This window comes from Dietzia sp. Cai40, assembly GCF_014145165.1.
Taxonomy (GTDB): Bacteria; Actinomycetota; Actinomycetes; order Mycobacteriales; family Mycobacteriaceae; genus Dietzia; species Dietzia natronolimnaea.
On the sequence record NZ_JAALEB010000224.1, the window covers coordinates 1 to 2,566 of the forward strand.

General features: G+C 69.8%; 4 protein-coding genes. 3 read left to right on the forward strand and 1 reads right to left on the reverse strand.

Features of this window, described 5'->3' with window-relative positions:
- Window positions 1-404 precede the first annotated feature (404 nt).
- Complete coding sequence (locus tag G6022_RS09410) at window positions 405-707, forward strand: DUF4193 domain-containing protein (protein ID WP_179525218.1); 303 nt, start codon at window positions 405-407, stop codon at window positions 705-707.
- A gap of 4 nt (window positions 708-711) precedes the next feature.
- On the opposite strand, the gene G6022_RS09415 is transcribed toward G6022_RS09410, so the two are convergent.
- Window positions 712-1,218: a DUF3093 domain-containing protein gene (locus tag G6022_RS09415; RefSeq protein WP_179525219.1), complete on the reverse strand. Its 507-nt coding sequence runs from the start codon at window positions 1,216-1,218 to the stop codon at window positions 712-714.
- Window positions 1,219-1,271: 53 nt separating this feature from the next.
- Here G6022_RS09415 and dut point away from each other — a divergent pair, with 53 nt between their 5' ends.
- Together dut and G6022_RS09425 are read left to right on the forward strand one after the other, a co-directional pair.
- Complete coding sequence (gene dut / locus G6022_RS09420; RefSeq protein WP_179525220.1) at window positions 1,272-1,751, forward strand: dUTP diphosphatase; 480 nt, start codon at window positions 1,272-1,274, stop codon at window positions 1,749-1,751.
- 79 nt (window positions 1,752-1,830) lie between these two features.
- Window positions 1,831-2,566, forward strand: a 736-nt coding sequence (locus tag G6022_RS09425) for a DUF3710 domain-containing protein (RefSeq protein ID WP_182691432.1), incomplete at its 3' end; no start/stop codon positions are given.

A 2,566-nucleotide genomic window follows, 5' to 3' on the forward strand; every position in this document is an offset into this window, starting at 1 on the left:
GGCCTCCTCCGCCGCGGGCGTCACGGGGCAGGCGGCGGCCTGGGTCGCCGCATCGCTGCCCATGAGCGCGGAAGCCCACACCAGACCCCCGAGGACCAGCGTGGCCACCACGAACAGCACGTAGGGGCTGCGTAGTCGTCCCATCCCCCGAGTGGGGGTCGGACTGGGTGTCGCCTGGGCGCTGAGGTGGACGACCATGAGGGTCCTTCCTGCAGGTGTCACGGTGCGGGAGCCCTGTCCGGGTCCGCCTCACCACTGTAATCGTCGGGGAATCGGCGTCCCGGTGGGGACACGGTCCGGAAGCGCGGATGAAATCCCTGCTAGTTTCCGTTAATATGCGTGCGCCGGTCGGTCCACGATCGAACCGACCGCCCCTCGCCACCTGACCGCTAGAGAAGAGACACATGGCAACCGACTACGACGCACCCCGCCGGACCGAAGCTGACGAGCTGGCCGGTGATTCGCTGGAGGAACTCAAGGCCCGGAGGGCGGAGGGGGCTACCGGCGAGGTCGACGTGGACGAGACGGATACCGCCGAGTCCTACGAACTCCCGGGGGCGGATCTCTCCGGAGAGGAACTCACGGTCCGTGTGGTTCCCGAGCAGGACAATGAGTTCACCTGCGGAGACTGCTTCCTCGTCCATCACCGGAGCCGGTTCGCCGAGGAGAGGGACGGACTGCCGATCTGCGTGGACTGCGCGGGCTGATCGCTCAGCTGTAGTGGTTGTCCGGGAGGGCCGCCGCGAGTCCTTCCGGGTCACGGGTGCTGATCAGCCAGTAGGGCGTGGGGTCCAGCGGGTCGTCCAGGACGACGATCACCATGGTGGGGACATAACCGCGGTGGACGACGAACGCCTCCGGATCGAGTTGGCGCCCCATCGCGGCCTGCTTGGCGGTCGCGGGCACGACGGCGCTGCGCGAGATCGCCTCGAAGGGCAGACGCGCGCGGCCCGCGTACAGGGTCCCTCCGCCCTGACCGTCGGACTCGACCTCGATACGCTCGCGACCGACGGTGACGAAGAGCCACGCGAACAGGGCGGGCACGACCACGGTGAGCAGCCACAGCCACCACGGCGCGCCGAGTACCGAGGCCACGGCGGCCACGAGGACGGTGATGGCGGCGAGAAGCACCCACCACCATCCCGGTACCCGGAGTCGTTCCGAGTGAACAGGGCGCGGGACCCGGTCGGGCGACGGTCGGAGATCTTCTTCGGTCACGACATCAAGACTATCCATCACCCGGGCTCCACCCGGCAGGAGGGCGGCCAGCCATGAACCACCCCGACCACTCGTCCGGATCACGCGGACCGCTGCGGCTACGGAGGTTGGACCCCGGTCTTCCGGTGCCGTCCCGCGCCCACCCCTCCGACGCGGGCATCGATCTGTTCTCGGCCGAGAACTGCGCACTCGAACCCGGGCATCGTGCGCTGGTGGGCACAGGGGTGGCCGTCGCCATCCCGGAGGGGTACGCCGGGCTCGTCCACCCCAGATCCGGTCTCGCCGCACGGGCGGGACTGTCGATCGTCAACGCCCCGGGCACCATCGATGCCGGGTATCGCGGCGAGATCAAGGTCAACCTCGTCAACCTCGACCCGTCCGAACCGGTTCACATCGGACGAGGTGACCGGATCGCACAGTTGATCATCCAGAGAGTCGAACTCTGGGACGTGCAGGAGGTCGACGAGCTCGACCAGACCGACCGGGGAGAGCGGGGCCACGGCTCGACCGGAGGTCACCACCGCCTGACCTGACCGGCACCACACCACGTTGGGTAGCGTCAAGAGGCACGGTCCCGACCGGGACCAGGTCGCACGCGGAGAGGATTCGACCATGTTCGGACGCAAGAAGTCGGTGACCGGGGACCGCGACGCCGCCACCCCCGGGGAACCCGCGGACTCCGCACCGTCCACGACCGGTCCGCATGACCGCTCGTCGGTCGGGGACGTGGCCCGGTACTACACCGACCTCGGGTACGGACACCTCGACCTCGGTTCCCTGGTGATCGGCGTCCCCAACGGGCGCGATCTGAACGTCGCGCTGGACCCGAACGGTCAGCCGGAGTTCCACGTGGTCACCACCGTGTCGCGGGTGATCCCGCGCGCCTTCGCCGCGCCGAAGTCGGCCGGGCAGTGGCGGACCATGGTCGCCGCCATGCGCGAGCAGCTCGAGGGTCAGGGCGCCGAGGTCACCGTCGAGGACGGTCCGTGGGGGCGCGAGCTCGTGGCCGCCATGCCGGGTGCCGTCTTCCGTGCGATCGGGGTCGACGGGCACCGGTGGACCGCCGAGGTGCGCATCATGGCCACCCCGGAGCTGGCCGAGCAGGCCGCCGAGGAGGGTCGGGAGGTGTTCAAGCACCTGCTGGTGAACCGTGGCGACGGACCGATGCCCGTCCGGGAGGTGCTTCCGCTGACCATCCCTGACGAGATCCAGCAGGCGCTGGTCAAGGCGCAGTCGCAGTTGGCGGCACAGCAGCAGGCGCAGGCCTACCAGCAGCAGATGGCGGCAGGTCAACAGGGCCAGCCGGCCGCGCAGGCCCGGCCCCAGGGCCAGCCGGCCGCGCAGGCCC

What these genes read in the sequence shown, in the direction of transcription:
- G6022_RS09410 (WP_179525218.1), top strand. Translation starts at nt 405, where the DNA reads ATGGCAACCGACTACGACGCACCCCGCCGGACCGAAGCTGACGAGCTG.
- dut (WP_179525220.1), top strand. Translation starts at nt 1,272, where the DNA reads ATGAACCACCCCGACCACTCGTCCGGATCACGCGGACCGCTGCGGCTA.